This is a genomic window from Parvimonas sp. oral taxon 393 str. F0440 (assembly GCA_000223315.2).
Classification (GTDB): Bacteria; Bacillota; Clostridia; order Tissierellales; family Peptoniphilaceae; genus Parvimonas.
Map to the genome: position 1 here is coordinate 1 of AFUS01000005.1, position 25,602 is coordinate 25,602.

34 protein-coding genes and 1 pseudogene are annotated in these 25,602 nt (G+C 25.5%); 34 read left to right on the forward strand and 1 reads right to left on the reverse strand.

Going from position 1 to position 25,602, the window contains the following annotated elements:
* Nucleotides 1–30: 30 nt before the first annotated feature.
* From HMPREF9127_RS04410 to HMPREF9127_RS08420, 11 genes are all read left to right on the forward strand, one after another.
* On the forward strand, nucleotides 31–375 hold the full coding sequence (locus HMPREF9127_RS04410; RefSeq protein WP_009448778.1) for a prepilin-type N-terminal cleavage/methylation domain-containing protein: 345 nt from the start codon (nucleotides 31–33) through the stop codon (nucleotides 373–375).
* Nucleotides 368–790, forward strand: a complete 423-nt coding sequence (locus HMPREF9127_RS04415; RefSeq protein ID WP_009448876.1) for a type II secretion system protein — start codon at nucleotides 368–370, stop codon at nucleotides 788–790. Before HMPREF9127_RS04410 ends, HMPREF9127_RS04415 begins: the two co-directional genes overlap by 8 nt.
* Nucleotides 780–1,115: a PulJ/GspJ family protein gene (locus HMPREF9127_RS04420; RefSeq protein WP_039849448.1), complete on the forward strand. Its 336-nt coding sequence runs from the start codon at nucleotides 780–782 to the stop codon at nucleotides 1,113–1,115. Before HMPREF9127_RS04415 ends, HMPREF9127_RS04420 begins: the two co-directional genes overlap by 11 nt.
* Complete coding sequence (locus HMPREF9127_RS04425) at nucleotides 1,093–1,635, forward strand: PilW family protein (RefSeq protein WP_009449086.1); 543 nt, start codon at nucleotides 1,093–1,095, stop codon at nucleotides 1,633–1,635. The genes HMPREF9127_RS04420 and HMPREF9127_RS04425 overlap by 23 nt, the downstream gene beginning before the upstream one ends.
* A 1-nt stretch (nucleotide 1,636) precedes the next feature.
* Nucleotides 1,637–2,794 (forward strand): hypothetical protein, encoded by a 1,158-nt coding sequence (locus HMPREF9127_RS04430; protein ID WP_009448648.1) that lies wholly within the window; start codon nucleotides 1,637–1,639, stop codon nucleotides 2,792–2,794.
* A 66-nt stretch (nucleotides 2,795–2,860) separates the two neighbouring features.
* Entirely contained in the window at nucleotides 2,861–3,292 is a 432-nt protein-coding gene (gene dut / locus HMPREF9127_RS04435; RefSeq protein ID WP_009448552.1) for a dUTP diphosphatase, read from the forward strand.
* A 223-nt stretch (nucleotides 3,293–3,515) separates the two neighbouring features.
* On the forward strand, nucleotides 3,516–5,636 hold the full coding sequence (locus tag HMPREF9127_RS04440) for a DNA translocase FtsK (RefSeq protein ID WP_255261710.1): 2,121 nt from the start codon (nucleotides 3,516–3,518) through the stop codon (nucleotides 5,634–5,636).
* Nucleotides 5,620–6,162 carry a CDP-diacylglycerol--glycerol-3-phosphate 3-phosphatidyltransferase gene (gene pgsA, locus HMPREF9127_RS04445; RefSeq protein WP_009448752.1) on the forward strand — a complete coding sequence of 181 codons (543 nt, stop codon included), beginning with the start codon at nucleotides 5,620–5,622 and terminating at the stop codon, nucleotides 6,160–6,162. Before HMPREF9127_RS04440 ends, pgsA begins: the two co-directional genes overlap by 17 nt.
* Nucleotides 6,163–6,176: 14 nt before the next feature.
* Nucleotides 6,177–7,322 carry a recombinase RecA gene (gene recA, locus HMPREF9127_RS04450; RefSeq protein ID WP_009449007.1) on the forward strand — a complete coding sequence of 382 codons (1,146 nt, stop codon included), beginning with the start codon at nucleotides 6,177–6,179 and terminating at the stop codon, nucleotides 7,320–7,322.
* Between the two features lie 183 nt (nucleotides 7,323–7,505).
* Nucleotides 7,506–7,976 (forward strand): hypothetical protein, encoded by a 471-nt coding sequence (locus tag HMPREF9127_RS08415; RefSeq protein ID WP_009448705.1) that lies wholly within the window; start codon nucleotides 7,506–7,508, stop codon nucleotides 7,974–7,976.
* 23 nt (nucleotides 7,977–7,999) lie between these two features.
* Nucleotides 8,000–8,335 (forward strand): DUF1015 family protein, encoded by a 336-nt coding sequence (locus HMPREF9127_RS08420; protein WP_009449150.1) that lies wholly within the window; start codon nucleotides 8,000–8,002, stop codon nucleotides 8,333–8,335.
* Here the strand turns inward: HMPREF9127_RS08420 and HMPREF9127_RS09085 are convergent.
* On the reverse strand, nucleotides 8,321–8,566 hold the full coding sequence (locus tag HMPREF9127_RS09085) for a hypothetical protein (RefSeq protein ID WP_009448550.1): 246 nt from the start codon (nucleotides 8,564–8,566) through the stop codon (nucleotides 8,321–8,323). The genes HMPREF9127_RS08420 and HMPREF9127_RS09085 overlap by 15 nt on opposite strands.
* On the opposite strand from HMPREF9127_RS09085, the gene HMPREF9127_RS09090 reads away from it, so the two are divergent.
* The 23 genes and pseudogenes from HMPREF9127_RS09090 (at nucleotide 8,561) to HMPREF9127_RS04555 (ending at nucleotide 25,597) form a co-directional block, all read left to right on the forward strand.
* Nucleotides 8,561–9,409 carry a phosphocholine cytidylyltransferase family protein gene (locus HMPREF9127_RS09090; protein ID WP_009448645.1) on the forward strand — a complete coding sequence of 283 codons (849 nt, stop codon included), beginning with the start codon at nucleotides 8,561–8,563 and terminating at the stop codon, nucleotides 9,407–9,409. The two genes, HMPREF9127_RS09085 and HMPREF9127_RS09090, sit on opposite strands and share 6 nt — an antisense overlap.
* Nucleotides 9,406–10,377, forward strand: a complete 972-nt coding sequence (locus tag HMPREF9127_RS09095; RefSeq protein WP_009448584.1) for an aminotransferase class I/II-fold pyridoxal phosphate-dependent enzyme — start codon at nucleotides 9,406–9,408, stop codon at nucleotides 10,375–10,377. Before HMPREF9127_RS09090 ends, HMPREF9127_RS09095 begins: the two co-directional genes overlap by 4 nt.
* 174 nt (nucleotides 10,378–10,551) lie before the next feature.
* Nucleotides 10,552–11,547 (forward strand): phosphate acyltransferase PlsX, encoded by a 996-nt coding sequence (plsX, locus tag HMPREF9127_RS04465; RefSeq protein WP_009449019.1) that lies wholly within the window; start codon nucleotides 10,552–10,554, stop codon nucleotides 11,545–11,547.
* Nucleotides 11,547–11,768 (forward strand): acyl carrier protein, encoded by a 222-nt coding sequence (locus tag HMPREF9127_RS04470; RefSeq protein ID WP_009449108.1) that lies wholly within the window; start codon nucleotides 11,547–11,549, stop codon nucleotides 11,766–11,768. Before plsX ends, HMPREF9127_RS04470 begins: the two co-directional genes overlap by 1 nt.
* 11 nt (nucleotides 11,769–11,779) lie before the next feature.
* Nucleotides 11,780–12,496, forward strand: a complete 717-nt coding sequence (rnc, locus tag HMPREF9127_RS04475) for a ribonuclease III (RefSeq protein ID WP_009448770.1) — start codon at nucleotides 11,780–11,782, stop codon at nucleotides 12,494–12,496.
* On the forward strand, nucleotides 12,489–13,568 hold the full coding sequence (locus tag HMPREF9127_RS04480) for an elongator complex protein 3 (protein WP_009448866.1): 1,080 nt from the start codon (nucleotides 12,489–12,491) through the stop codon (nucleotides 13,566–13,568). Before rnc ends, HMPREF9127_RS04480 begins: the two co-directional genes overlap by 8 nt.
* Nucleotides 13,558–13,812, forward strand: coding sequence for an AAA family ATPase (locus HMPREF9127_RS09100; RefSeq protein WP_009449071.1), 255 nt, complete (start codon nucleotides 13,558–13,560; stop codon nucleotides 13,810–13,812). The genes HMPREF9127_RS04480 and HMPREF9127_RS09100 overlap by 11 nt, the downstream gene beginning before the upstream one ends.
* Nucleotides 13,793–14,614: a coiled-coil domain-containing protein gene (locus HMPREF9127_RS04490; protein WP_009448482.1), complete on the forward strand. Its 822-nt coding sequence runs from the start codon at nucleotides 13,793–13,795 to the stop codon at nucleotides 14,612–14,614. Before HMPREF9127_RS09100 ends, HMPREF9127_RS04490 begins: the two co-directional genes overlap by 20 nt.
* An 80-nt stretch (nucleotides 14,615–14,694) precedes the next feature.
* Nucleotides 14,695–14,832 carry a hypothetical protein gene (locus HMPREF9127_RS08200; RefSeq protein WP_176604729.1) on the forward strand — a complete coding sequence of 46 codons (138 nt, stop codon included), beginning with the start codon at nucleotides 14,695–14,697 and terminating at the stop codon, nucleotides 14,830–14,832.
* Between the two features lie 203 nt (nucleotides 14,833–15,035).
* Nucleotides 15,036–16,661: a coiled-coil domain-containing protein gene (locus HMPREF9127_RS04495; RefSeq protein WP_141557523.1), complete on the forward strand. Its 1,626-nt coding sequence runs from the start codon at nucleotides 15,036–15,038 to the stop codon at nucleotides 16,659–16,661.
* 26 nt (nucleotides 16,662–16,687) lie between these two features.
* Nucleotides 16,688–17,089, forward strand: coding sequence for a coiled-coil domain-containing protein (locus HMPREF9127_RS07780; protein WP_255261741.1), 402 nt, complete (start codon nucleotides 16,688–16,690; stop codon nucleotides 17,087–17,089).
* A gap of 143 nt (nucleotides 17,090–17,232) precedes the next feature.
* Nucleotides 17,233–18,069, forward strand: a complete 837-nt coding sequence (gene ftsY / locus HMPREF9127_RS04505) for a signal recognition particle-docking protein FtsY (RefSeq protein WP_009448877.1) — start codon at nucleotides 17,233–17,235, stop codon at nucleotides 18,067–18,069.
* A 141-nt stretch (nucleotides 18,070–18,210) separates the two neighbouring features.
* Nucleotides 18,211–18,393 carry a helix-turn-helix protein, YlxM/p13 domain protein gene (locus tag HMPREF9127_RS09105; RefSeq protein WP_009448799.1) on the forward strand — a complete coding sequence of 61 codons (183 nt, stop codon included), beginning with the start codon at nucleotides 18,211–18,213 and terminating at the stop codon, nucleotides 18,391–18,393.
* Between the two features lie 182 nt (nucleotides 18,394–18,575).
* Nucleotides 18,576–19,919 carry a signal recognition particle protein gene (gene ffh / locus HMPREF9127_RS04515; RefSeq protein ID WP_009448572.1) on the forward strand — a complete coding sequence of 448 codons (1,344 nt, stop codon included), beginning with the start codon at nucleotides 18,576–18,578 and terminating at the stop codon, nucleotides 19,917–19,919.
* A gap of 17 nt (nucleotides 19,920–19,936) precedes the next feature.
* Complete coding sequence (gene rpsP, locus HMPREF9127_RS04520) at nucleotides 19,937–20,191, forward strand: 30S ribosomal protein S16 (RefSeq protein ID WP_004833375.1); 255 nt, start codon at nucleotides 19,937–19,939, stop codon at nucleotides 20,189–20,191.
* 11 nt (nucleotides 20,192–20,202) lie between these two features.
* Nucleotides 20,203–20,430 carry a KH domain-containing protein gene (locus HMPREF9127_RS04525; RefSeq protein WP_009448561.1) on the forward strand — a complete coding sequence of 76 codons (228 nt, stop codon included), beginning with the start codon at nucleotides 20,203–20,205 and terminating at the stop codon, nucleotides 20,428–20,430.
* Between the two features lie 4 nt (nucleotides 20,431–20,434).
* Complete coding sequence (rimM, locus tag HMPREF9127_RS04530; protein WP_009449113.1) at nucleotides 20,435–20,935, forward strand: ribosome maturation factor RimM; 501 nt, start codon at nucleotides 20,435–20,437, stop codon at nucleotides 20,933–20,935.
* Nucleotides 20,928–21,632, forward strand: a complete 705-nt coding sequence (gene trmD, locus HMPREF9127_RS04535) for a tRNA (guanosine(37)-N1)-methyltransferase TrmD (RefSeq protein ID WP_039849454.1) — start codon at nucleotides 20,928–20,930, stop codon at nucleotides 21,630–21,632. The genes rimM and trmD overlap by 8 nt, the downstream gene beginning before the upstream one ends.
* A gap of 44 nt (nucleotides 21,633–21,676) precedes the next feature.
* Nucleotides 21,677–22,024 carry a 50S ribosomal protein L19 gene (gene rplS, locus HMPREF9127_RS04540; protein ID WP_009449063.1) on the forward strand — a complete coding sequence of 116 codons (348 nt, stop codon included), beginning with the start codon at nucleotides 21,677–21,679 and terminating at the stop codon, nucleotides 22,022–22,024.
* A gap of 53 nt (nucleotides 22,025–22,077) precedes the next feature.
* Nucleotides 22,078–22,806, forward strand: coding sequence for an AAA family ATPase (locus HMPREF9127_RS09740; RefSeq protein WP_009448977.1), 729 nt, complete (start codon nucleotides 22,078–22,080; stop codon nucleotides 22,804–22,806).
* 62 nt (nucleotides 22,807–22,868) lie between these two features.
* On the forward strand, nucleotides 22,869–23,351 hold the full coding sequence (locus HMPREF9127_RS09745; RefSeq protein WP_009449109.1) for an AAA family ATPase: 483 nt from the start codon (nucleotides 22,869–22,871) through the stop codon (nucleotides 23,349–23,351).
* Nucleotides 23,352–23,363: 12 nt separating this feature from the next.
* A pseudogene (gene asnS / locus HMPREF9127_RS04550) lies at nucleotides 23,364–24,748 on the forward strand (asparagine--tRNA ligase).
* 252 nt (nucleotides 24,749–25,000) lie between these two features.
* Nucleotides 25,001–25,597, forward strand: coding sequence for a helix-hairpin-helix domain-containing protein (locus HMPREF9127_RS04555; protein ID WP_009448831.1), 597 nt, complete (start codon nucleotides 25,001–25,003; stop codon nucleotides 25,595–25,597).
* Nucleotides 25,598–25,602 lie beyond the last annotated feature (5 nt).

Below are 25,602 nucleotides of genomic sequence, written 5' to 3' on the forward strand. Positions count from 1 at the left end.
TTGAATTTAATTTTTAGGAGGATTTATAATATGAATAAGATGAAGAAAAAAGCATTTACACTTATTGAACTTTTAGTTGTTATTGCTATACTAGCAATTTTGATTTTAATCGCGGTTCCTAGATATAATAATTCAAGAGTTAAGGCTGATAAAACTGCTCATTCCGCAAATGTTAGAGTTTTAGAGGTTGCAGGGCTTAGATATTTAACTGAGGAAAAAGTTGAAACTGATATGGATATTACTGAAGAATTGGTAAATAAAAAGTATATAAAAGAAATGCCTAAATTACCTAAGTCTATAAAAGGAACAAATTATAAAGTTGAAATCAAAAATGGTGATATTATAGTAACACCGGCAGTTGAAAAAGATGATTAAAAGAAAATCATTTACTCTTATAGAATTAATTGTCTGTTTAGCTATAATTTCTGTTATGGTTATGATTATTAAAGTAAATTTTGTGAATAACAAAAAATCAATTGCCCTTGAAGAACTGAATTTGATAGCTGAAAGTATTGAAAACGCAAAAGTCTTTTCTATAGAAAACAGGGAAAATGTTGTTTTAGAATCTGATTCAAAAAATGATACTTTTAATATTTCATCAGAAGGATATATTTTTAAAAAATTTTATTGTAAAAACTTGAATATATTGAATAGTATTAAATTGGAATTTAACACAAACGGAATTCCAAGTGAAGGAAAGACTTTTAAATTTTCATATAAAAAAGAGAATTATGAAATTAGAATAAGACCTGTAACAGGTTTTGTTAATGTGATTAAAGATGAAAAATAATTTTTTTAGAAATAGAGCATTTACAATGATAGAATGTATTTTTGCAATTTTTATTTTATCTGTTATAAGTATTTATATAATTTTTGGAATTAATACTTTTTTACGAATTCAAAATGTCAATATAAATAATAATGAAAAATTGTTAGGTATTGAAAATACAGTTGTTCTTATAAGAAATAATATAAAAACTAATAAGTCTATTTTAAATGAAGTGAATACTAAAAAATATGATGTTAAAATTTCAGATTTAGGTGAATTATATAATATAAAGATTTTTTTAAAAGATGACATGGAGAAAGTATATGAATTTTATATATCCAAATAAATTAAAATCATTTACATTGTTAGAGCTTTTAATTACAATTGTAGTTTCAAGTATTATTGTTATTTGCTGTGTGTATATTTTTTATGGAACATACTTTGCAAATTTGAATCAAAGAAAAAATTATTCAAAATTAGAACAAATAAATTATGCAATGGAATATATGGAAAATGAAATTTCTGATTCGGTAGAAACTAAAGTTGATTCAGATGGAATAAAGATAAAAAGGTATAGATATAATTCTTTTATAAGCGAAAATTCAAATCATACAATATCGAAAGTAAATGAAATAGCATATAAAAAAGTAAAATATGGGAATAGATATGAAATTCGCAGGATATCTAAAGACATTTTAAATTCAACATATTATGGTAGTAATTTGTTGATAAAAGATTTAGATTTTTTTAATGTGGAAAAATCTGGTGATTATTTGATTTTAAGGTTTTCTTTTAATAGTAAAGAATATACTAAATACATTTTTTTGAAGAATAAAAAAATTGAATATCTTACGGGAGAAAATTGATATGAAATGTAAATCTTATATTATGCCGATTGTTCTGTTAATATTTTCTTTAGTTGTTGTTGCATTTTTTTCGATTTATCATAGAACGATTAATACTCATAATCATAAAAATTCAAAAGAAAAATCTATTCATAAAAAATTGGAAGAAATAGGTTTGGAAGATATTCTAGGTACGAAGAATACTTTAAATTTTATAAATAGTAAATTAAACAATAGGGAGAATTTTAATTTAAGGATAAATATTAGTGAATTGTTGAAAGTTAATAATATCAATGACTATTCAAAATATTTTGAAAAATACAATTTAACCTTAAATAGTAAGAAGATTAAGAAAAAATTAAATTTTTATGATAAAAGAAGTGGGGCTGTATCTTATTTTGTTCATCAATATGAAATTTTTTTTGAAGTAAGGAATAATAATAATCTTGTTGAATATAAGATTGTTGATAAAAATAGAATAGAAAATTATTTATTTGATTTGCAAGTTAAGAATTTTATTGATGGGAAACTTAAAATGTTAAGTAATGATTTTTATTTTGATTTAAATAAAGATTATTCTAAATTATATGATAGAATTTTTAGTGATGAAATACAAAATACATATTCTGAAGATTTAAGAATTTATGATTATAAAGATAAGATATATTTTATGTATAACGAACAATATATCAAATTATTGAAAAATTATCTCTTATACAAGGGATTTGAAGCAGAAAATATAGACTTAAACTTATGTGATATTGATAATTTTGCAAATAAGCATAATTTACTGAATTGTTCTAGAGATGATTTCATTAAAACTTTGCTAATAGAAAATTCAGAATATATTAAGGATTATAAATATAATATTATAAACATTAATATTAAAAATAAGCTATATTTTGATTTAAGTAAAGAGGTAAAAGTTTTTAGTAATTTAAAAATAGAAGATAAAGGTGAGGTTATTGTTACTGATAACAGACTTAAAATTCAGGGAGTTTTTGTAAATAATTCAAATAAAGAAAAGTTTGATTTTAATTTTGAAGGGATTTTGTTTTCAAAAAACAAATTAACAAGTAAATATAAATTTTTGCCGGAAGTCTTAGATGTGACTGCAAGATTTATAAAAATAAGTGAAGATTTTTACTTGGAAAAAATAGATAATAATGATATTAAGTAGTTTGATTAAAAGTGATAAATTTGATATACTATACCTGTTAAAGTTTATTTTTTGGAGGATAATTAAGTGCAAATTAAAATTATAAATAGAAGTAAGAACGAAAATCCTACTTATGCTACAGAAGGAGCTTCAGGATTTGATTTAAGAGCCAATTTGGAAGAAGATTTAGTGATTAAGCCTATGGAGAGATTGGCAGTACCAACTGGTATATTTATAGAAATACCTTTAGGATATGAAGGTCAAATAAGAGCTAGAAGTGGAATGAGTTTAAAGCATGGCATAACTATGGCAAATGGTGTTGGTACTATAGATAGTGATTATAGAGGAGAAATAAAAGTTCTAATTGTTAATATTTCTGATAGAGAATATGTTATAAAAAATAATGATAGAATTGCACAAATGATAATTACAAAGTATGAAAGAGTTGATTTTAAACTTGTAGAGGAACTTTCAGATACATCCAGAGATAAAGGTGGGTTTGGTCATACAGGTTATTAGTAGGGGAAAATATGGAAAATAAGAGAAAAACAAGGTCTAAGACAAAAAAACTAATTTTAATAAAGATTATAAACTATTTAAGAATATTATTTTGGGATTGTTTTTACTGAATTCTTTTTTTATTATATTTTCTTTTTTTGCTAATACAGGATTTTTAGGAAATTTTGTAAAAAATATTTTTCAAAAGTTATTTGGTAGTACATATTTTATATTCTTAGTTATTATGGAAATAATTTATATAGTCGTACTTCTTGGAAAACTAAATAAAAAGAATAAAAATCGTAGCATTATGTCTTTATTATTGTTTTTTAATTATATGGCTATAGTTGATTTATCAAATAACACCTCTAATAATTTGTCAATAAAATTTGCAGTTGTAAAAAGTATCACTCCGAAAGGAAGTGGTTATATTGGTGCTATTTTAGGATATTTTTATAATATTATGATTGGAACAATAGGCCTTTATATTTTTACTTTTTTAATAGGATTATTTTTGATATTATCATTTTTAGATATAACATTTGTTGACTTTTTAAAGATTATGAAAAGTTATATTTTAAAAGCTTATGAAAATATAAATAATAAATATTTAAAATATAAAGAAGAAAAAGCACTAAAAGATAAAACAAATGAAGCAAATAATGTAGAAACTTTAGAAATTATTGAAAATGTAGATAATTTTGAAGAAAGAGAAATTGTTGTTTCAAATCACAATGATAGCGTATCTAATAAAAATGATATTGAGATTGTAGAGATGGAAAAAGAGCATTTATTAGACAGTTTTAATTTATTTCCTGATGATAATATAGGTAATTTAGATAAAAAAGATGATATTACTGAAAAAAAATCAGATGATTTAGATATAAAGATTACTACTTCAGAAGTGAAAAAGATAGAATATAAAATTCCATCATTAAGTTTATTAAAGGGAAGTAAAACTAAAGAAACTGAATCGGAATTAACTTTAAAACAAAGAGCTAAAAAAATAGAAACAACTTTAAAAAGTTTTGGAGTAGGAGCAAAAGTTGTTAGAATAAATAAAGGACCAACTGTAACTTGTTTTGAATTACAACCTGATATGGGAGTTAAAGTTAATAAAATTGTAAATCTAGCAGATGATTTATCTTTAGCATTAGCATCATCGGATATAAGAATTGAAGCTCCAATTCCGGGTAAATCTGTTATAGGAATAGAGGTTGCCAACACTTTAAAAGAGAATGTGTCTTTGAAAGAGATATTGTCTTCAAGAGAGTATCAAAGTTGTACTTCTAAGATGCCTATGGCTTTAGGAAAGACGATTTCAGGTGAAATTATTGTTTCTTCAATTGATAAAATGCCACATATGTTAATTGCAGGTGCAACAGGTTCAGGAAAATCTGTTTGTATTAATACATTAATTATGAGTATTTTATATAAATCTTCTCCTGATGACGTAAAGATGATTTTAATAGATCCAAAGGTTGTTGAACTAAAAATATATAATAATATTCCACATCTTGCTATACCGGTCGTAACAGATTCAAAGAAAGCAAGTGCAGCTTTAAATTGGGCTGTTAGAGAAATGGAAAGACGTTATACTTTATTTTCTGATAACCAAGTTAGAGATATTAAAGGCTATAATGAAAAACAAAAGACTGATAAATTGGAAAAATTACCATATTTAGTTATAATTATAGATGAGCTTTCTGATTTAATGATGGTAAGTGCAAATGAAGTAGAGTCATATATTTGTAGACTTGCTCAAATGGCAAGAGCATGTGGTATTCATTTAATAGTTGCAACTCAAAGACCATCTGTTGATGTTATAACAGGAACAATAAAAGCTAATATTCCTTCTAGAATATCTTTCCAAGTATCTTCACAGATAGATTCAAGAACTATTTTAGATTCTTCCGGAGCAGAAACACTGTTGGGAAAAGGTGATATGTTGTTTAATCCTTCCGGGCTTTCAAAACCTATTAGAATTCAAGGTTGTTTTGTTTCTGATAGTGAAGTTGAAGCAGTTGTTAATAATATTAAAGAACAAATGCAAGAAGTGTTTTATGATGAAGAAATTATTAAAAATATTGAATCTGAGGTTTCAAATATGGATAATAGTGACGACGAAGATGTTGATGATTTATTTTATGATGCAGTCAGAATAGTTCTGGAGGAAAATTCCGCTTCAATATCTCTATTACAACGTAAGATGAAAATTGGATATGCTAGAGCCGGAAGAATAATTGATGAAATGGAAAGTAGAATGATTGTTGGAAAACAAGAAGGAAGTAAGCCTAGAAAAATTTTAGTTGGATTTGATTATTTAGATAAAATGAAAGGGGACAATAATGAATATAGCAAATAAATTAACTTTGTTTAGAATATTTTTAGTACCAGTTTTTATAATGAGTTTGTTATTTTTAGGGATTGATAATATTTTAGGCTTTCTAATTTTTGTAATTGCCTCTTTAACTGATATGTTAGATGGATATTTAGCAAGAAGTAGAAATTTAGTTACTACATTTGGGAAATTTATGGATCCTTTAGCGGATAAAATATTAGCATGTTCAGCACTTGTAATGCTTGTACAATTTGGAAAAGTTGAAGCTTGGATGGTTTGTATAGTTTTGGCAAGAGAGTTCATAATTTCAGGGTTTAGACTAATTGCAGCATCAAATGGAATAGTTATATCAGCTAGCATTTATGGAAAAATAAAAACTATAACACAACTTTTTGCTATAAGTTTTATTCTCTTAAATTCTACGAATTTAATAAAAATTCCACTGAATATTGATGTTGTATTGTGGTATATATCTGTTATATTTACTGTAATTTCAGCAGTTGATTATATTTGGAAAAACATAAAAGTATTAGATTTAAACAATATTTAAAATAGGAGGAAATAATGGCAATAAAGAAAACTGATAAGTTTGAAAGAATAGAAGATAAAGATGAAAGAAAAAAAGCTCTATCCATTGCACTTGAAAAAATTGAAAAAGATTTTGGAAAAGGAATAATAATGAGAATGGGTGATGCCCCTAAAGTAAATATAGAATCAATAAGCACAGGAGCAATGAACTTGGATATTGCTTTAGGAATTGGAGGAATACCTAAAGGAAGAATTGTTGAAATTTATGGTCCGGAATCTTCCGGTAAAACTACATTAACATTGCATATAATAGCAGAAGCCCAAAAAATTGGAGGAGTAGCGGCATTCATTGATGCAGAGCATGCTTTGGATCCTGAATATGCCAGAAAATTAGGAGTGGATGTTGATAATTTGCTTATTTCACAACCTGATACAGGAGAACAAGCACTAGCTATTGTGGAAGCATTGGTTAGAAGTTCTGGAATTGACTTAGTTATAGTTGACTCTGTTGCGGCACTTGTTCCTAGAGCGGAAATTGAAGGAAATATGGGAGATTCTCATATGGGATTACATGCAAGACTTATGAGTCAAGCATTGAGAAAGTTAGCAGGGATAATCTCAAAGTCAAATACAACTGTTGTATTTATTAATCAATTAAGATCAAATATTTCAACTAATCCTTATGCCGGTGGAGGTCCTGCTGAAACTACAACAGGAGGTAGAGCTTTAAAATTCTATGCGAGTGTAAGAATCGATATAAGACGTGCTGAACAATTAAAACAAGGTGATGGAGAACCATATGGAGCAAAAACTAAAGTAAAAGTAGTTAAAAACAAAATGGCACCTCCATTTAAAACATGTGAATTTGATATAATTTTTGGTGAAGGAATATCAAAACTTGGAATTATAGTTGATATGGCAGCAGATAAAAATATTATTAAAAAGTCAGGTGCATGGTATAGTTGTGGAGATATTAAATTAGGACAAGGAAAAGAAAAAGCAAAAGCTTATTTAGAAGAACATCCAGCATTTTTAGAAGAAATAAAAGAAAAAATATATGCAGCTTATGGCATTGATTATGAGAAAAAAGATGTTCCGGAAGAAATTGAGACAACGACTTTAGTAGATGAAGAAATCGAAAATTCAGAAGAATTATTGTTGGATGATTTAATAATTGAATAATTTTTATATTAAAGATGAGATTAGATGCTCATCTTTTTTATGTGGATTCTATATAAGATGATTTTTATTTATTATTATGATATAATAAATATGATTTTATTCCATATATTAAAGCGATATTTTTTATATAATAGTCGTTTTAATTTAATTATGATATAAAATAATTATTTTTTAGGAGGTTTTATGAAAATAGATTTATTGAAAGACAGTTTTATAAATATTTCTAAAAATATTTATGATTCTGATTTTATTAATTTAGCAAAAATTAATTGTGGAAAAATATGTTTTGATGATAACACTCTGTTTCTTTCTAAAAGTAGTAAAAATAAACTAAATTCTCAACCGATAGAAAATAACAAAGAATGTATTTATATTTTTAAGTATTTTGATTCTTATGGGATACTAGCTGATTTGCCAATTGAAGAATATATTTCTGAGAAAATAAAATGTCATGAACTTGTTTTACCGGATGTTATTCAAGGGATGATTGCAAATTATCATATTTACAATTCCGAAACCGCTCCTTCTTTCATTGTGCATAAAGAAGAAATTGATTATGAAAGTATTATTGAAGAAAAAAATACGAAAAAGAATATCATTTTGATAATATTGATTTATATGTATATTTTAGAGATGAAGCAAAAGAAATTCTAGAAAAATTTTCAGGTATAGAGCAAATGTATGTAGCTGATGGTCACCATAGATTATATACATCTTCCATGTTAAAAAACAAAAATACTGTTTTTTCTTGTTTTTTAAGTTTTTCACAAGTAAAAATTTCTCCTATTCATAGAGTAATAAAAAATATAGATGCTACTTCTTTTGAAAAGGCAAGAATATTTATGGATAGCTTTTTAGAAGTTTTTGATGAGGGAGAATTGAAAAAAGGATTTGTCAGAATATCATATCAAGGAGATTCTTTTCTTGTAAAGTTAAAAGATACAGAAAAGGATTTGTTTTGGAATAATGATGTTTTTAGAATGAATACTCAAATTATTTCAACGGCTTTTTAGAATTTTAAATTTTTCAAATGTTGAATATATTGGAGATTGTGATTTAGATTCAACGAAGAAAAATCTTGGTAAAAATGAAGTATTAATTGAAATTTGTCCATTAGATTCTGATGAATTTATGGAATTAGCTAATGAAGTCTGTGTACTTCCACCGAAATCTACATTTTTTATTCCAAAGTTTCCATCATTTTTAGTTTTTAAAAAGTATAAATAGGAGGTACTTAAATGCAAGCAGTTATATTAGCCGCAGGACTTGGTAGCAGATTAAAGAAACTTACTGAAAATAATACAAAATCAATGGTAGAAGTAAATGGCATTTCTTTAATGGAAAGAATGCTTAGAATATTAGATAAAAAATCTCTTTCAAATATTGTTGTCGTTACAGGATATAAGAGTGAGTTTTTTATTAATTATATAAAGTCTCTAAATATAAATACTAAATTGACGTTTATAAACAATGAAATTTATGATAAAACGAATAATATTTATTCAATGTTTCTTGCTAAAAATGAAATGATTAATGAAGATAGTATTTTACTTGAATCTGATTTGATTTTTGATGATAAAATGATTACAGAAATCTTAGAAGATAAACGAAAAAATTTAGCTTTGGTTGCAAAATATGAACGTTGGATGGATGGAACTTGTTTAAAGATAAATGAGGATGAGGAAATATTAGATTTTATTCCTGGAAAAGATTTTAATTTTAAAGATGCAAATAATTATTTCAAAACTATAAATATTTATAAATTTTCTAAAGAATTTTCAAAAAATATTTATTTTCCTTTTTTAGAAGCATATATGAGTGCTAATGGAAAAAATGATTATTACGAAGCGGTTTTAAAGACAATAATTGATTTAGGTAAAAATCATATATATGCAAAAGTGATATCAGAAGATATTAAATGGTATGAAATTGATGATGAACAAGATTTAGATATTGCTTCTTCAATATTTTCAACAGGAGATGAAAAACTTGAAAAATACCAAATAAGATATGGTGGTTATTGGAGATATCCTAAATTACTGGACTTTTGTTATTTAGTAAATCCATATTTTCCACCTAAAAAATGATAGATGAATTAAAATATAATTTTAAAGTGCTTCTTGAACAATATCCTTCAGGACTTAATGTCAATTCGAGTCTTGTGGCTAAAATTTTTGATATAAAGAAAGAAAATATTGTTGTTGGAAATGGAGCTGCTGAACTTATAAAATCAGTCATCGAAAAAATTGATGGAAATATTGGTTTTATAAGGCCTACCTTCGAGGAATACCCTAATAGACATAATAGCGAAAAATCAATAGTATTTATTCCAAAAAATGATAATTTTTCATATACCGCTAAAGATATAATTGAATTTTATTCTAATAAAGATATAGAAGCATTGATTTTAATTAACCCTGATAACCCTACAGGTAATTATATCTGTAAAAAAGATGTTTTTACTCTAATTGATTGGGCAAAGGATAAAAAAATTAAATTTATCTTAGACGAGAGTTTTGTTGATTTTGCAGAAGAAGAAAATTCTACATTTTTAGATAATGAGTTGTTAAGTTTATATGATGATTTTATTGTTGTAAAAAGTATTTCAAAATCTTATGGAGTTCCGGGTATTCGACTTGGGATTGTTGCAACTTCAAATTCACATTTAATTTCTATGGTTAAAAAAGATGTTTCAATTTGGAATATAAATTCATTTGGAGAATATTATCTTCAAATATATGATAAATATAAAAAAGTTTATGCTAATGCATTAACTGAAATAAAAAATGCTAGAAAGATTTTTTTAAATGAATTAAACAAAATTGGAGAATTTAGAGTTATACCATCTCAAGCCAATTATTTTACTATTGAATTGAAAAAGGGAAATTCTAAAGAGTTATGTTCTAAAATGCTTGAAAAATATAATATATTTATAAAAGACTTGACTTCAAAAATTAATTTAAAAGATAGAGAATTTATTAGAGTAGCTGTTAGAAATATTGAAGATAATGAAATTTTCATTTTAGCAGTTAAAGACTATTATAAAAATTTATAGCTGCAAATATACAATATATTAAAATATTAAACAGTAAATTTTAACTAAATTATAATAAATTTACTGTTTTTTATTACATAAATACATAATAAAATAATTATTAATTTTAAAATAAAAATTTGTATAAAAGTTATAAATATGATATACTAAAGTGTACTAATATTGGAGGTAATTATGAAAATAATAGTGGATTTATTGGGGTCAGATAAAGGTGCTGAAACAATTTTTAAAGGGGTAATTGAAACAAGTAAATTGATTAAAGATTTGGCTTTTGTAGTTATTGGTCCAAAAGAAATAATAGATAAAATAGATATTGATGACGATTTAAAGAATAGATTGGAAATTATAGATACCAAAGAATATATTTTAAATACAGAAGAACCAACTTTTGCAGTAAGAAAGAAAAAAGATGCATCTATAGTTTTAGGAATGAAGTATTTAGATAAAGGAAATGCAGATGGTTTAATTTCTTTTGGAAGTACAGGTGCGGTTCTCGTTTCCGGACTTCTTATAGTGAAAAGAATGGAAAATGTTGAAAGACCTGCATTGACAATAACATTGCCAACTAATGAAGATAAAATGATTTTATTGGATATTGGAGCAAATATTGAATGTACTGTCGAAATACTAAAACAATTTGCAATAATGGGAAATATTTACGCCAAAGAAACTTTAAATAAAGAAAATCCAATGATTGCTTTATTAAATATTGGAAGCGAAAATGGTAAAGGAACAAAAATTTTAAAAGAAACATATTCAATTTTAGAGAATGAAGATATGAATTTCATTGGAAATATTGAGTCAAGAGATATTTTTAATGGGGATGTTGATGTAGTGGTATGTGACGGATTTCACGGAAATATATTACTCAAAACTATTGAGGGATCTGTCAAATTCATATTGGATAATATGAAGAAAACTTTGATGTCTTCAACAATTGGAAAAATTGGAGGACTTTTAATAAAGTCTCCAATGAAGAAACTAAAAAAGACTTTAGATTATAAAGAATACGGAGCATGTCCTATGTTGGGATTAAAAAGAGTTGTATTTAAAGGTCATGGAAGTAGTGATGAGAAAGCTGTTGTTTCAGGTATTGTTTCGATGGTTGATTATATAAGAAAAGACATAAATTCAAAAATTGAAAAAGAAATTGAGAGAGGAGAAAAGTAATGGTTTTTGAAAAAGTTAAAGAATTTTTACAAAATTCATTTAAAGGAAAAGAGATAAATTTAGATACTAAATTTAGAGAAGATTTACAAGCTGATTCTATAAAAGTTTTAAGTGTTATTATGGACATTGAAGATGAATATAACCTAGAATTAGATGAAGAAACTATTCGTTCAATTGTAACAGTTAGAGATTTAGTAGAATATATAGAAAAAAATATCTAAGAGGCAATTCAATGATTACAAATGAAAGAAAAAAATTATTGGATGAGTTAATGGAAATACTAGGATATCAATTTAAGGATTTAGAATTATTGAATTTAGCATTTGTTCATAGATCGTATATAAATGAATACAAGGATTTTAAATTATCTAATGAAAGACTTGAATTTTTAGGAGATGTTGTTCTTGGTTTTATAGTTAGTGTTGAACTATATGAGCAATTTCCTAATTCTGATGAAGGATATTTGACTAAAATTAGAAGTAAAGTTGTATGTGAAGAATCTTTTTCTAATGCTGCAAGAACTTTTAATCTAGGAAAATATCTTTTATTAGGGAAAGGAGAAGACAATTTTGGAGGTCGAGATAGGAATAGTATTTTAGCAGATACTTTTGAAGCTCTTTTTGGTGCTTTATATCTTGATGGTGGGTTGGAAGTAGTTACAGATATAGCTAATAAATTCTTCTTTGATACTGTTGTTTATGGAATAAATAAAAATATTTTTATAAAAGACTATAAAAGTTATTTACAGGAATATTTTCACAAAGGTTCTTCAACTAAAATTACGTACACACTAGTTTCAGAAAGGGGTCCAGACCACGACAAAGAGTTTGATATGTGTGTTAATATTGATGAAGTTATTATGGGATATGGAACGGGTAAAAATAAAAAACAGGCTGAACAACAAGCAGCAAGAGATGCTCTTATAAAGTCAGGAGCAATAAGTGAATAAATGTAATATAATTCCTATTTTTGTTCCACATATGGGATGTCCACATGATTGTATCTTTTGTAATCAGAGAAAAATTACTAATTTTGTAGATGTTCTTGATGAAATTGATATGCGCAGAAATATCGAAAAATATCTTTCGTATTTTAAAAGCAAATCAATTCCTATTGAAATTGCTTTTTATGGAGGTAGTTTTACAGGATTAGATAAAAATTTAATGATAGCTTATCTTAATATAGCCAAAGATTATATAAATAAAGGTTTAATTAAATCTATAAGATTATCAACTAGGCCTGATTATATAAGTAGAGAAATTTTGGATATATTAAAAAAATATGAAGTTGGAACTATAGAATTAGGTGTTCAATCTATGACCAAAACAACATTAGACTTAAATAACAGAGGACATAATGTAGAATGTGTATATGAATCATCTTTGCTTATAAAAGAATATGATATTAAATTAGGTCTACAAATGATGGTCGGACTGTATGGAGACACTTTTCAAACTACATTGAATACAGCTTTTGAGTTATGTAAAATTAAACCAGATTTTGTTAGAGTATATCCTACACTTACTATAAGAGATACAGAATTGGAAAGACTTTATTATTTTAAAAAATATATACCAATGAGTCTTGAAGATTCTATTTATTTGTGTAAGTATATTTATATATTATTTGAATATTATCATATACCTATAATTAGATTAGGGTTACAAAGTAGTGATAATATTTCAGAAGATGGAGATGTAGTTGCAGGACCTTACCATCCATCCTTTAGAGAACTTGTTGAAAGTTCTATTTATAGGGAATTTATAGAATATTATATGAGTATTTTTGATATTAAAGATAATTTTATCATTGAATGTAATAAAACTGAAGTTTCAAAAATAATAGGAAACAAAAAATTAAATTTATATTATTTTAAAGAAAAATTTGATATCAATATAAAGATAAAAACTCATATTTTAGATAAAAATATTTTGAAATTAGATGAAAATATAGTTTATATGAATAATTTTATAGATTATTATTTTAAGAATAATATTTTAAGGAGAATTGATGAGACTTAAAAGCATTGAAATAAATGGTTTTAAATCATTTGCAGATAAGATAAAATTAGATTTTGAGACAAATATCACGGCGATAATAGGTCCAAATGGTAGTGGAAAAAGTAATGTTGCAGATGCTGTCAGATGGGTTTTGGGAGAACAAAGTGCTAAAACCTTAAGAGGAAGCAAAATGGAGGATGTTATTTTTCCGGAACCGATAATAAAATTAAAAAAATTATTCAATTGTGAGTATAACTTTCGATAATTCAGATAACATAATACCTATTGATTTTAAAGAAGTAACTATTTCAAGGAAATTATATAGAACAGGAGAAAGTGATTATTTTATAAATAAATCAAATGTTAGATTGAAAGAAGTTAGAGAATTATTTTTAGATACCGGCATAGGAAGAGAAGGTTACTCAATAATTGGTCAAGGTAGAATTGAAGAAATTATAAATGGAAAATCAGAAGATAGACGAGCTATTTTTGAAGAAGCTTCAGGTATATCAAAAATTAAATATCAGAAGAATGAGTCCCAAAAGAAGTTATTCAGAGCAAAGGATAATTTAACGAGACTTAGAGATATAATTATTCAAAATGAAAATCGATATGGTTTTTTAAAAGGGCAATCTACTAAGGCTAAAAGAGGGATAGCTCTATTAGATAGCATTGAAAAAGCTGAATTTTCTATATCATATAAAGATTATAATAATTTAAGTAGTAATTTTAACAAATATTCTGAGACTTTGGAAATAAATAAAGAGGAATTATCTGATATAAATAAAGAATTTGAAGATGTTAAGTTAAAAATTTCTCCACTTAGAGATGAGCTAAATAGTATAACAAATTTAATTGAAACTGATTCTGCTGAATTGAATAAAATAACAAATAAGAAAAATGATATTATTAATAAAAAGAATGTTTTAATTGAAAGAAACAAGTTTATAAATTTAAATAATCAACAATCTTTAAATTTAAAACAGGAGTATATTAATAATTTAGAAAAAATTAATCTTGAAATTATAGAAAAGAAAAAAATATTTCTGAAAAACAATTATTTTTAAAAAAATATATAGATGATAAAAATAAAGTAAAAAATAAATTATCAGAAAAAAGGGAAACATTAGATTCTAAATTACAAGTTTTGGATAAGTTTATTTTAGAAAAAAATGAAATTGAAAATAAGATAAATGATTTAGAAACTGAAAAAAGAGCTAATGAAATTGTAACAGATAATATAAAAAGAAAATCGAAGAAAATACTGAAGAAATTTCAAGATTAAATATTGAAAAACAGAATTTAGAAAAAAATTTATCTGAAAATAAATTCCTTTTAGAGTCTAATATACAAAAAATAGAATATTTAAAGCTAGATATCTCTGAAAAGGAACTATTTATAGCAAATTTAGAAAATGAGCTTAACTTATTGAACAATCAAAATTCTAATATAAATAATGAAATTAACTATAAAAATAAAGAGGTAGTTATGCTTAAAAATTATATTAGAAATTATGAAGGATACGGAAAATCCGTACAAGATTTGTTTAAACTTTGTGATAAAGAAATTGAATTGAAATCGATGATTTGTGGTACTCTAGGAGAGCTTATTTCTGTAGAAGAAAAGTATAAAAAAGCCATTGATACAGTATTATCTTCTAACTTACAAGGGATTGTCGTTCATAATGATTTAGAAGCTAAAAAAATTATTGAAAGAATAAAAAATAATAAAATTGGAAGGATTAACTTTTTTCCAATTTCAAAAATATTATTTAAAAGAGAAAATAGCAATTTAATTGATAATAACATATTATCTTTTGCAAATGATGTAATAACTTGTGATGATGAGTACAAAAACATAATCAATTATTTTTTGGCAAATACTGTAATATGTGATGATTTGGATATTGCTTTGAAATTATCAAACAAGTATAAAAATAGATTTAGGATTGTTACATTAGATGGTGATGTAATAAATAGCTGGGGTTCTATATCAGGTGGCTATAAGTCAAGTAAAAGTTCTTTTTCAATAATCGGAAGAAAACAACAATTAAATGAAACTTTATCAGTTATTGAAAATTTAGAAAATAATTTGAAAAAAAATTCAAATAGAATTTCTGATATAAAAAATAATATAAATCTTAATAAAGAAAATTTACTTAATTTAAAATCAGAAAAAGATGATACTAACTTAAAAATCGATTCATTGCAAAAACTAATATATAAGAATGAATTTGATATAAATAATATTTCTGAAAAGATTGATGAAATTGCTAATTATAAAGAAAATCATTATGGGTTTAATTCGGATAAGGAAAAGGAATTACTTTTATATCATGATAAGAGTGCAGATATCAATGATACAATTAGTAGAATTAATTTAGAAATTAATGAAATAAAGAATTTTATTTCAGAATTGGAAAAAGATGAGATTATTGTAATAAATAACTTGGACTCAATAGAAAGAGATATAAATGTTTTAGATAATTCTAGAAATATTTTATTGGAAAATAAAAATTCAAATGAAAATAAGTTAAAACTTAAAGTAACAGAATTAGAAGAATTTGAAGAGCAATTAAAAAATAATTTATCTGAAATAAAAAGAATAGAAAAAATTAATGATGATTTAGACATTAAAATTGATAAATTAACTAATTCAATAGGCTTTAATATTGACTTAAAGAAAAGATTGGTGTTTGATAATGAAGAAATCTCAAAAAGATATTCTGAATTAAGTGAAAAATCTTTAACTTTAGAAAAAGAAATTGAGAAAAATGATCTTAGAATTTCAAATATAAAAGAACAATTTTCGAGTTTAATTAATAGACTGTGTGAAGAGTATTCTTTAACTTTAGAAAATTGTGAGAAAAAAATGCAATTGTATAAAAATGAGCATTTTAATAAAGAAGAATTGAAAAAATTAAAAGAAAGTTTAAGAGAATTAGGTTCTTTTAGTTATGATTCTATTGAAGAATTTGAAAAAGTAAAAACTGAACTCGAATTTCAAAAAAATCAGGAAATTGATTTACAAAATTCTATAGAAGATATAAACAAAATTATATTAAAATTAGAAAATACGATGAAAAAACTTTTGTTAATGAATTTAAAAATATAAATGAAAATTTTTCAAATATTTTTAAAATTCTATTTAATGGTGGAGAGGCAAGACTTGAGCTTGATAGTGATGATATTTTAAATTGTGGAATAGATATTGTTGCAAAACCTATAGGAAAGAAAATGCAGACATTGTCTTTAATGTCTGGAGGTGAAAAATCATTAACAGCTGTAGCTTTATTGTTTGCTATTTTTGAAACAAGACCATCACCATTTTGTATTTTAGACGAAGTTGATGCCGCATTAGATGATTCAAATATATTAAGATATGTTGAATATTTAAAGAATTATTTAACGGAAACTCAGTTTATAATGATAACCCATAGAAAACCTACTATGGAAATGGCAGATATGATTTATGGTGTAACTATGGAACAAAAAGGAGTTAGTAAGATTGTTTCTATGACTTTTAATAAGGAGAATGAATAATATGTTAATTTTTTTGGGAAGAAAAAAGAAGAAAATGAAACAGAAGAAGTTATTGAAAAAAAACATAGTTTTTTTGAAAACTAAAAAAAGGATTAGTAAATACGAGAAATAATTTATCAAGCAAGATAGATAATTTACTATCTATGTATACAAAAATAGATGAAGAATTATTTGAAGAATTAGAATATATTTTAGTTTCTGCTGATATTGGTGCCAATGTTACTATGGAGTTAATAGATGATTTAAAAGATATTGTTAAAAGTGAAAAAATTAACGATCCGTCATTAATTAAAGACAAATTAATTGAACTTATGAACTCAAAATTAATTTCTAAAAAATTAAATCATAATTTTAATATTACAGAAGGGGTTCCAACAATTATATTGGTTGTTGGAGTAAATGGAGTTGGAAAAACTACATCAATAGGAAAATTGGCAAATAAATTTAAGACAAAAGGTAAGAACGTAATGCTTGTTGCAGCAGATACTTTTAGGGCAGCCGCAACTGAACAACTAACAGAATGGGCTATCCGATCAGGAGTTCCAATAATTTCCAATGAAGAAGGAGCTGATCCTGCATCTGTTGTATATGATGGAATTCAAAGCGCAAAAAGTAAAAAAATTGACATTTTAATTTGTGATACAGCTGGTAGACTTCATAATAAAAAGAATTTAATGAATGAGTTAAATAAAATTACAAGAGTAATTGATAGAGAATTTCCTGAAGCTAACAAAGAGGTAACTCTTGTTCTTGATGCTACTACAGGACAGAATGCTATTGTTCAAGCGAAAGAATTTAGAGAAACTGCAAATATTGATAGTGTAACTCTAACGAAGTTAGATGGAACTGCTAAAGGTGGCGTTGTATTTACAATTCAACTCGAAATGGGGATACCTGTTAAACAAATAGGTATTGGAGAAAAAATAGATGATTTACAAGATTATAATGATGAGGATTTTGTAAATGCAATTTTTAGGTAATTATTAAAAATTAACGTTGAAATATGCGTTAATTTTTTTTGAAAAATATTACAAAATTTATAAAAAAAGTATTGACAAATCTGTATTTAATGATATAATATTAAGGTCAAGAAAAAAACTTGACCCATTTAAGAGGTGATTATGGAAAAAATAGTTGAGATAGCTGTTCTGTTTGATTATTATGGTAAACTTCTTAGCGATAAGCAATATAATGTTGTTGATCAACATTGTAATGAAGATTTATCTCTTAGAGAAATTGCTGAATTAAATGGAATTTCTAAACAAGGTATATCAGATATTTTAAGTAGAGCAGAAAAAAATTAAGATTTTATGAAGCTGAATTAAAATTAATTTCTAAATTTGAAAAAATAAATAATAGTTTAAAAGAAATTAACTTATTAATTGAAAGTTCAAAAAATGTTGATTCCACTTTGCTTAATATTCTAGATGTTATTCAAAAGAAAAATAACGAAATTATCGAAAATGATTTATAGGATGTGGTAAGAATGATATTTGAGAATTTATCTGAAAAACTTCAAGGAGCATTAAATAAATTAAGAGGCAAAGGAAAATTATCTGAAAAAGATGTAGATCTTGCCATGAGGGAAGTTAAACTCGCACTTTTAGAATCAGATGTTAATTTCAAAGTTGTAAAACAGTTTATAAGTAATGTAAAAGAACGTGCTATTGGTAAAGAAGTTATGGAGAGTCTAACTCCAGCACAACAAGTTATCAAAATTGTAAACGAAGAACTTACTGCTCTTATGGGGAAAAAGGAAGAAAAGATTCAAATTGATTCCAATCCTCCTACTGTTATTATGCTTTGTGGATTACAGGGTGCAGGAAAGACTACACATGCAGGGAAACTTGCAAGATATTTTTTAAAACAAAACAAAAGGCCTTTGTTAGTTGCATGTGATGTTTATAGGCCGGCAGCAATAAAACAATTACAAGTTGTTGGTAAATCAGTTGATGTTCCGGTGTTTACTATTGATGATTGTAAGGATGTTACCAAAATAGCAAATGAATCAATAAAATTTGCTAATTTTAATGCTAAAGATATAGTTATTTTGGATACTGCTGGTAGATTGCATATAGATGATATTCTTATGGAAGAATTGAAATCTATAAAATTATCAGTTAAACCGATAGAAATTTTATTAGTAGTAGATTCCATGACTGGACAAGATGCTGTAAATGTTGCTGAAAGTTTTAATAATGAATTGGATATTACAGGAGTAATAATGACCAAATTAGATGGAGACGCCAGAGGTGGAGCTGCTTTATCTATAAAGGCAATAACAGGAAAACCTATTAAATTTATTGGTGTTGGTGAAAAATTAGATGATTTAGAACAATTCTATCCTGATAGGATGGCATCAAGAATTTTAGGAATGGGGGATATTTTATCTGTAATAGATAAGGTTCAAAAACAATTTGATTTAAAACAAACAAAAGAACTTGAAGAAAAAATTAGAAAGCAAAGTTTTACATTAGATGATTTTTTAAGTCAAATGCAACAGGTTAGAAATATGGGTCCATTGCAAGATTTACTTTCAATGATGCCCGGTGTAAATTCTAAAATGCTAAAAGATGTTAACATTGATGAAAAAGAACTTGATAAAATAGAAGCTATGATTTTATCAATGACAAAGAAAGAAAGAGAAAATCCGGACATAATTGACAACTCAAGAAAGCAAAGAATTGTTAAAGGTTCCGGTACTAGTATCACTAATCTTAATAAATTGCTTAAACAATTTAAGGATAGTAAAAAAATGATGAAAAAAATGCAAGAAATGACTAAAGGAGCTAAGAAAAAAGGAAAATTTGGTTTACCTTTTTTTAAATAAATTTTAAGGAGGACAATATGGCAGTTAAAATTAGATTAAAAAGAATGGGTTCAAAGAAGAAACCATTTTATAGAATAGTTGTTGCCGATTCAAGAGCACCAAGAGATGGTAAATTTATTGAGGAAATTGGATATTATAATCCACTAACAGAATCAAAAGAAATTAAAGTTGATGCTGAAAAGGTAAATGCTTGGATTAAAAATGGTGCAAAACCAACTGATACTGTAAATAGACTATTTAAAAATAATAACATATATTCTGAAAATAAATAAGGACTGTATATATGAAAGAATTAGTAGAATTTATGGTTAAATCTTTAGTTGACAATCCTGAAAATTTAGTTATAACCACTGAAGAAGATGGTGAGATATTAAAGATTATTATTAAAGCGGATGAAAATGATATTGGGAAAATTATAGGAAAGCAAGGTAAAATTGCTAAGGCTATTAGAACAATTGTTAGATCTTCTGCAATGAAGTTAGGTAAGAAGGTAATCGTAGAAATAAATTAGTATTATGGAATTTATAGAAGTTGCAAAAATTATAAATGTTCACGGAATAAAAGGAACTGTAAAAATATATTCATTGACTTCAAATATTGACAGATTTAAGGATGATTGTAAATTTTATATTGACAAAAAAATACCTGTTACTGTTAAATCTATAAGGGAATTAAGTTCAGAACTTGCTTTATTAACTTTTAATGAGTATGATAATATAAATCAAGTATTAGAATTTAAGAATAAAGGACTTTTCGTTGAAGAAAGTAATTTATTGAAGCTTCCTGATGATGAGTATTATATATACAAACTAATTGGAATGGATGTATATGATCAAAATAATAAATTTATTGGAAAATTAAAAAATGTTTTGACAACATTGGCTAATGATGTTTATGAGATTGATTATAATGGAAAAAGTGTATATATACCAGCAGTAAAAGAATTTATAAAAGATGTTAATATTGAAAAATCTATAATGAAAGTAAATATAATTGATGGTATGTTAGATGATTAAGATTACAATTTTGACTTTATTCCCTGAATTCATCGAATCAATAAGAAATTATGGTGTTTTAGGGAAAGCTATTGAAAAAGGTATTATAGAGTTTGAAATTTTGAATATTAGAGATTTTTCTGTTGATAAGCATAATAAAGTTGATGATGAAATATATGGTGGTGGAGCAGGTATGTTGATGACTGTTCAACCGGTTTTTGATGCCATAAATTTTAGTAAGAATGATAATTCTAAAGTTATATTTCTATCTCCACAGGGAGAAGTTTTGACACAAAATAAATGTAAAGAGTTATCTAAAGATGAACATTTAATATTTTTATGTGGTCATTATGAAGGTATTGATTCCAGAATTATAAATAATTTTGTTGATGAAGAAATTTCTGTAGGTGATTATGTTGTTACTGGAGGAGAAATTCCTGCCATGTTACTTATGGATGCTGTTTGTAGAATGGTAGATGGAGTATTAGGAAATTCAGATAGCGCTCCTACGGATTCACATTATAGTGATTTATTACAATATGATGTTTTTACAAGACCTAGAAATTTCAAAGGATTAGAAGTTCCGGAAGTTTTACTTAATGGAAATCATAAAGAAATTGAAAAGTGGAGAGAAAAATCTTCATTAGAAAATACGAAGAAAAAAAGACCTGACTTATATGAAAAGTACATTTTAAAAAGAAATAGGATGTTCCGCTAGTTTATTAAAATAAATTAAGAACATTGATATTAGGAGGAATTGTTGTGGATATAATAAAACAAATTGAAAATGAACAATTAAGACAAGAAAAATTTGATTTTAATGTTGGTGATACAGTTGTTATCGGATATAAAATCAAAGAAGGAAATAGAGAAAGAGTTCAAGCATTTGAAGGAACTGTAATTAAAATTCAAGGAAAAGGTTCAAGAGCAACTTTTACTGTAAGAAGAGTATTACAAGGAGTTGGGGTAGAAAGAACATTCCCAATTCATTCTCCAAGAATCGAAAGCTTAAAAGTAGTTAGACGTGGTAAGGTAAGACGTGCAAAATTATATTACTTAAGAGATAGAGTAGGTAAAGCTTCAAAAGTTAAAGAATTAAAGAAATATTAAAAATTAAGTACCTCGATTTTTCGAGGTACTAATTTTATAGAAAAGAGGAAAATATGGATTTATTTAAAATGAATTACAATTTATTTTCTAAATTATCAAAACCGTTGGCCGAAAGAATGAGACCGAAAGATTTGTCTTTTTTTGTTGGTCAAGATAATATAATAAAAAACAATTCTGTGCTTAAAAATATGATTAAGAATAATAGATTTTCTTCAATGATATTATATGGTCCTCCAGGATCGGGGAAAACATCACTTGCAAATATTATTTCTAGTAGTACTGATAATTATTTTGTAAAAATTTCTGCAGTGACTTCTGGAACAAAGGAAATAAAAGAAATTGTTGAACTTGCAAAAGATAATTTATCAATGTATAATAAGAGAACCATACTATTTATAGATGAAATACATAGATTTAATAAAATGCAACAAGATTATTTACTTGAGTATGTAGAAAATGGAGATATAATTTTTATTGGAGCTACTACTGAAAATCCTACTTATGAGGTAAATAACGCATTATTATCAAGAGTTATAGTTTTTGAGTTACAAACACTTAGTTTTGAAAATTTAAAAGATATAATTGATAATGCTATTTTAAATGATGAAATTTTAAAAAGCAAGAAAATCAGTTATACTGAAGATGGTATTAGCTATTTAATAAAAATGTCAAATGGAGATGCAAGAACAGCTTTAAATTATTTTGAACTAATTGTTGACAATATAGAATCAGACGAAAAAATAATTTCTGAGGATATAATAAAAAATATTTTGATAAAGTAAAAATCTATTATGATAAAAATTCAGATAAACATTATAATTTTATCTCTGCTTTTATAAAGTCTATGAGGATTGGAGATCCTGATGCGGTAGTATACTATTTAGCATCAATGCTAATTTCTGGAGAAGACATTAATTTTATTGCTAGAAGAATGATTATTTTTGCGTCTGAGGACATAGGAAATGCTAATCCAAATGCATTAGTTTTGGCAAATTCTTGTGCGGAGTCAGTAAAGAAAATTGGAATGCCTGAAGCAAGAATAATTTTATCACAATGCGCAATTTATCTTGCGTGTAGTGAGAAAAGCAATACATCTTATTTAGCTATAAATAAAGCATTAAAATATATTAAAGAAAATGGACTTGAAGAAGTTCCTGATTTTTTAAGAAGTTCAAAAACTATTTCAAAGAAAAATGAGGAATATAAATATCCTCATAACTATGAAAATATGTTTACAGGTCAAGAATATTTACCTGAAAAAATTAAAGATTTAAAATTTTATAATCCTAAAAATATTGGATTTGAAAAAATTTTTTTGATAAATTAGAGGAGGAATAATATGTTTTTATTAAAAGATATTTTTGCAAATGAAAAAGATTTTATTGACAAAGAAGTTGAAGTAGCAGGCTGGATAAAAAATAGTCGTTTTAACAATAATATTGGTTTTATAGAACTTAATGACGGAACTACATTCAAGAGTATTCAAATTGTGGTTGAGTCAAAATTAGATAATTTTCAAGCTATATCAAAATTATTATTACCTTCTGCAATTATAGTTAAAGGTAAACTTGTTAAAAGTCCAGGCGGAAAACAAAATTTTGAAATTAATGCTTCTGAAATAGTTGTTGAAGGAGAATCTACTGATAAATATCCTCTTCAAAAGAAAAGACATACATTTGAATTTTTAAGGACTATACAACATTTAAGACCAAGAGCAAATACATTTAATGCAGTTTTTAGAGTTAGATCAATTTTAAGCTATGCTTTACATAAGTTCTTTTTGAAAGAGGATTTGTCTATGCACATACACCAATCATTACAGCAAGTGATGCAGAAGGTGCAGGAGAAATGTTTAGAGTTACAAATTTAGATGTAGATAATCTTCCAAAAACAATTAATGGAGAAGTTGATTTTTCTCAGGATTTTTTCTCAAAACCTACAAACTTAACAGTTAGTGGGCAATTAGAAGGGGAAGCCTTTGCTATGGCATATAGAAATATTTATACTTTTGGACCGACATTTAGAGCTGAAAATTCTAATACTACGAGACATGCTGCAGAATTTTGGATGATAGAACCAGAAATAGCATTTGCTGATTTAAATGACGTAATAAAATTATCAGAAGATATGGTTAAGTATATTATTAAATTTGTTTTGGAAAATGCACCGGATGAAATGAAATTTTTTAATGATTTTATAGATAAAGGATTGATTGAAAGACTGAATTCTGTTGTTAATTCCGAATTTAAGGTTATGACATATACAGAAGCAATTGAAATTTTAAAATCGTCTAAAGAAAATTTCAAATACCCTGTTGAATGGGGAGTTGATTTAAAAACAGAACATGAGAGATATATTTGCGAAAAAATTGTTAAAGGTCCTGTATTTTTAACCGATTATCCAAAAGAAATTAAAGCTTTTTATATGAGATTAAATGATGATAATAAAACTGTTGCCGCTACTGATATGTTAGTTCCGGGAATAGGTGAATTGATAGGCGGAAGTCAAAGAGAAGAAAGATTAGATATATTGGAACAAAAAATGAGAGATTCAAATATGAATATTGAAGATTATTCTTGGTATTTAGATTTAAGAAGATTTGGCGGAACAAAACACGGTGGATATGGATTAGGATTTGAAAGAATGTTGATGTATTTAACAGGAATGCAAAATATAAGAGACGTATTACCTTTTCCAAGAACAGTTGGACTATGTGAATTTTAATTTAATAAAAAGAATATTGATGAGGTGTTTAAAACATCTCATTTTTTATTGAACAATAACAATAAAATAGTATGTTAATAATATAGATAAGTGTAAAAATATGGTTAAAATATAATTAATTTTAAAAATTTAGTATATATTAAATAATTTTAATAAATAATCTTTTTAATTATTAAAATTAGATTTTTTTGTAATAATATGATATAATTATGATGTATTTTTATTTCGTAAATGCAATAATTGAGGTGTGTTATGATAAAAAATAAAAAAGAAATTATTTTAATTACTTCTATGTTTTTAGGATTAACTATTTTAGGTTTTGGTTATAAATATTTGTCATCTAATAAACAGAACAAGATAGTAGAAAATATTAATAGTGAGAATAAACAACAGAAAGAAGATGATTCTTTAGAGAATAATAAACAAAGTTCTGAAATTTATATACATATAGATGGTGAAGTAAAAAATCCGGGTGTATACAAGATGAAAAACGGAGATAGAGTTAATGATGTCATTCAAGCTGCAGGAGGACTAACTGATAATGCAGATAAAAGTAAAATTAATTTAGCTATAAAGATAAAAGATGAAATGAAAATACACATTTATAAAATAGGAGAAGATAAAAACAATTCCAATTCAAAATCATTGGATGAAAATGCAAATTCTAATTTAAATAATACTAAATTGATTAATATTAATACTGCAAGTAAGGACGAACTTTGTAAATTAAATGGAATTGGAGAAAACAAAGCTAAACTTATTATTCAATATAGAGAAAAGAAAAAATTTACAAAAATAGAAGATATAACAAAAGTTTCAGGTATTGGAAAGAAAACTTTTGAAAAATAAAAAAT

Coding starts and splice junctions, on each gene's coding strand:
- HMPREF9127_RS04415 (WP_009448876.1), top strand. CDS start 368: ATGATTAAAAGAAAATCATTTACTCTTATAGAATTAATTGTCTGTTTA.
- rnc (WP_009448770.1), top strand. CDS start 11,780: ATGATTACAAATGAAAGAAAAAAATTATTGGATGAGTTAATGGAAATA.
- trmD (WP_039849454.1), top strand. CDS start 20,928: ATGATTAAGATTACAATTTTGACTTTATTCCCTGAATTCATCGAATCA.
- rpsP (WP_004833375.1), top strand. CDS start 19,937: ATGGCAGTTAAAATTAGATTAAAAAGAATGGGTTCAAAGAAGAAACCA.
- HMPREF9127_RS04495 (WP_141557523.1), top strand. CDS start 15,036: ATGCTTAAAAATTATATTAGAAATTATGAAGGATACGGAAAATCCGTA.
- HMPREF9127_RS09095 (WP_009448584.1), top strand. CDS start 9,406: ATGATAGATGAATTAAAATATAATTTTAAAGTGCTTCTTGAACAATAT.
- HMPREF9127_RS04525 (WP_009448561.1), top strand. CDS start 20,203: ATGAAAGAATTAGTAGAATTTATGGTTAAATCTTTAGTTGACAATCCT.
- HMPREF9127_RS08415 (WP_009448705.1), top strand. CDS start 7,506: ATGAAAATAGATTTATTGAAAGACAGTTTTATAAATATTTCTAAAAAT.
- rimM (WP_009449113.1), top strand. CDS start 20,435: ATGGAATTTATAGAAGTTGCAAAAATTATAAATGTTCACGGAATAAAA.
- HMPREF9127_RS04425 (WP_009449086.1), top strand. CDS start 1,093: ATGAATTTTATATATCCAAATAAATTAAAATCATTTACATTGTTAGAG.
- HMPREF9127_RS09105 (WP_009448799.1), top strand. CDS start 18,211: ATGGAAAAAATAGTTGAGATAGCTGTTCTGTTTGATTATTATGGTAAA.
- ftsY (WP_009448877.1), top strand. CDS start 17,233: ATGTATACAAAAATAGATGAAGAATTATTTGAAGAATTAGAATATATT.
- HMPREF9127_RS04440 (WP_255261710.1), top strand. CDS start 3,516: ATGGAAATAATTTATATAGTCGTACTTCTTGGAAAACTAAATAAAAAG.
- HMPREF9127_RS09090 (WP_009448645.1), top strand. CDS start 8,561: ATGCAAGCAGTTATATTAGCCGCAGGACTTGGTAGCAGATTAAAGAAA.
- HMPREF9127_RS09100 (WP_009449071.1), top strand. CDS start 13,558: ATGAGACTTAAAAGCATTGAAATAAATGGTTTTAAATCATTTGCAGAT.
- HMPREF9127_RS04470 (WP_009449108.1), top strand. CDS start 11,547: ATGGTTTTTGAAAAAGTTAAAGAATTTTTACAAAATTCATTTAAAGGA.
- HMPREF9127_RS09740 (WP_009448977.1), top strand. CDS start 22,078: ATGGATTTATTTAAAATGAATTACAATTTATTTTCTAAATTATCAAAA.
- HMPREF9127_RS09745 (WP_009449109.1), top strand. CDS start 22,869: ATGAGGATTGGAGATCCTGATGCGGTAGTATACTATTTAGCATCAATG.
- HMPREF9127_RS04430 (WP_009448648.1), top strand. CDS start 1,637: ATGAAATGTAAATCTTATATTATGCCGATTGTTCTGTTAATATTTTCT.
- HMPREF9127_RS04555 (WP_009448831.1), top strand. CDS start 25,001: ATGATAAAAAATAAAAAAGAAATTATTTTAATTACTTCTATGTTTTTA.
- recA (WP_009449007.1), top strand. CDS start 6,177: ATGGCAATAAAGAAAACTGATAAGTTTGAAAGAATAGAAGATAAAGAT.
- HMPREF9127_RS04420 (WP_039849448.1), top strand. CDS start 780: ATGAAAAATAATTTTTTTAGAAATAGAGCATTTACAATGATAGAATGT.
- HMPREF9127_RS08420 (WP_009449150.1), top strand. CDS start 8,000: ATGTATGTAGCTGATGGTCACCATAGATTATATACATCTTCCATGTTA.
- HMPREF9127_RS04410 (WP_009448778.1), top strand. CDS start 31: ATGAATAAGATGAAGAAAAAAGCATTTACACTTATTGAACTTTTAGTT.
- plsX (WP_009449019.1), top strand. CDS start 10,552: ATGAAAATAATAGTGGATTTATTGGGGTCAGATAAAGGTGCTGAAACA.
- pgsA (WP_009448752.1), top strand. CDS start 5,620: ATGAATATAGCAAATAAATTAACTTTGTTTAGAATATTTTTAGTACCA.
- ffh (WP_009448572.1), top strand. CDS start 18,576: ATGATATTTGAGAATTTATCTGAAAAACTTCAAGGAGCATTAAATAAA.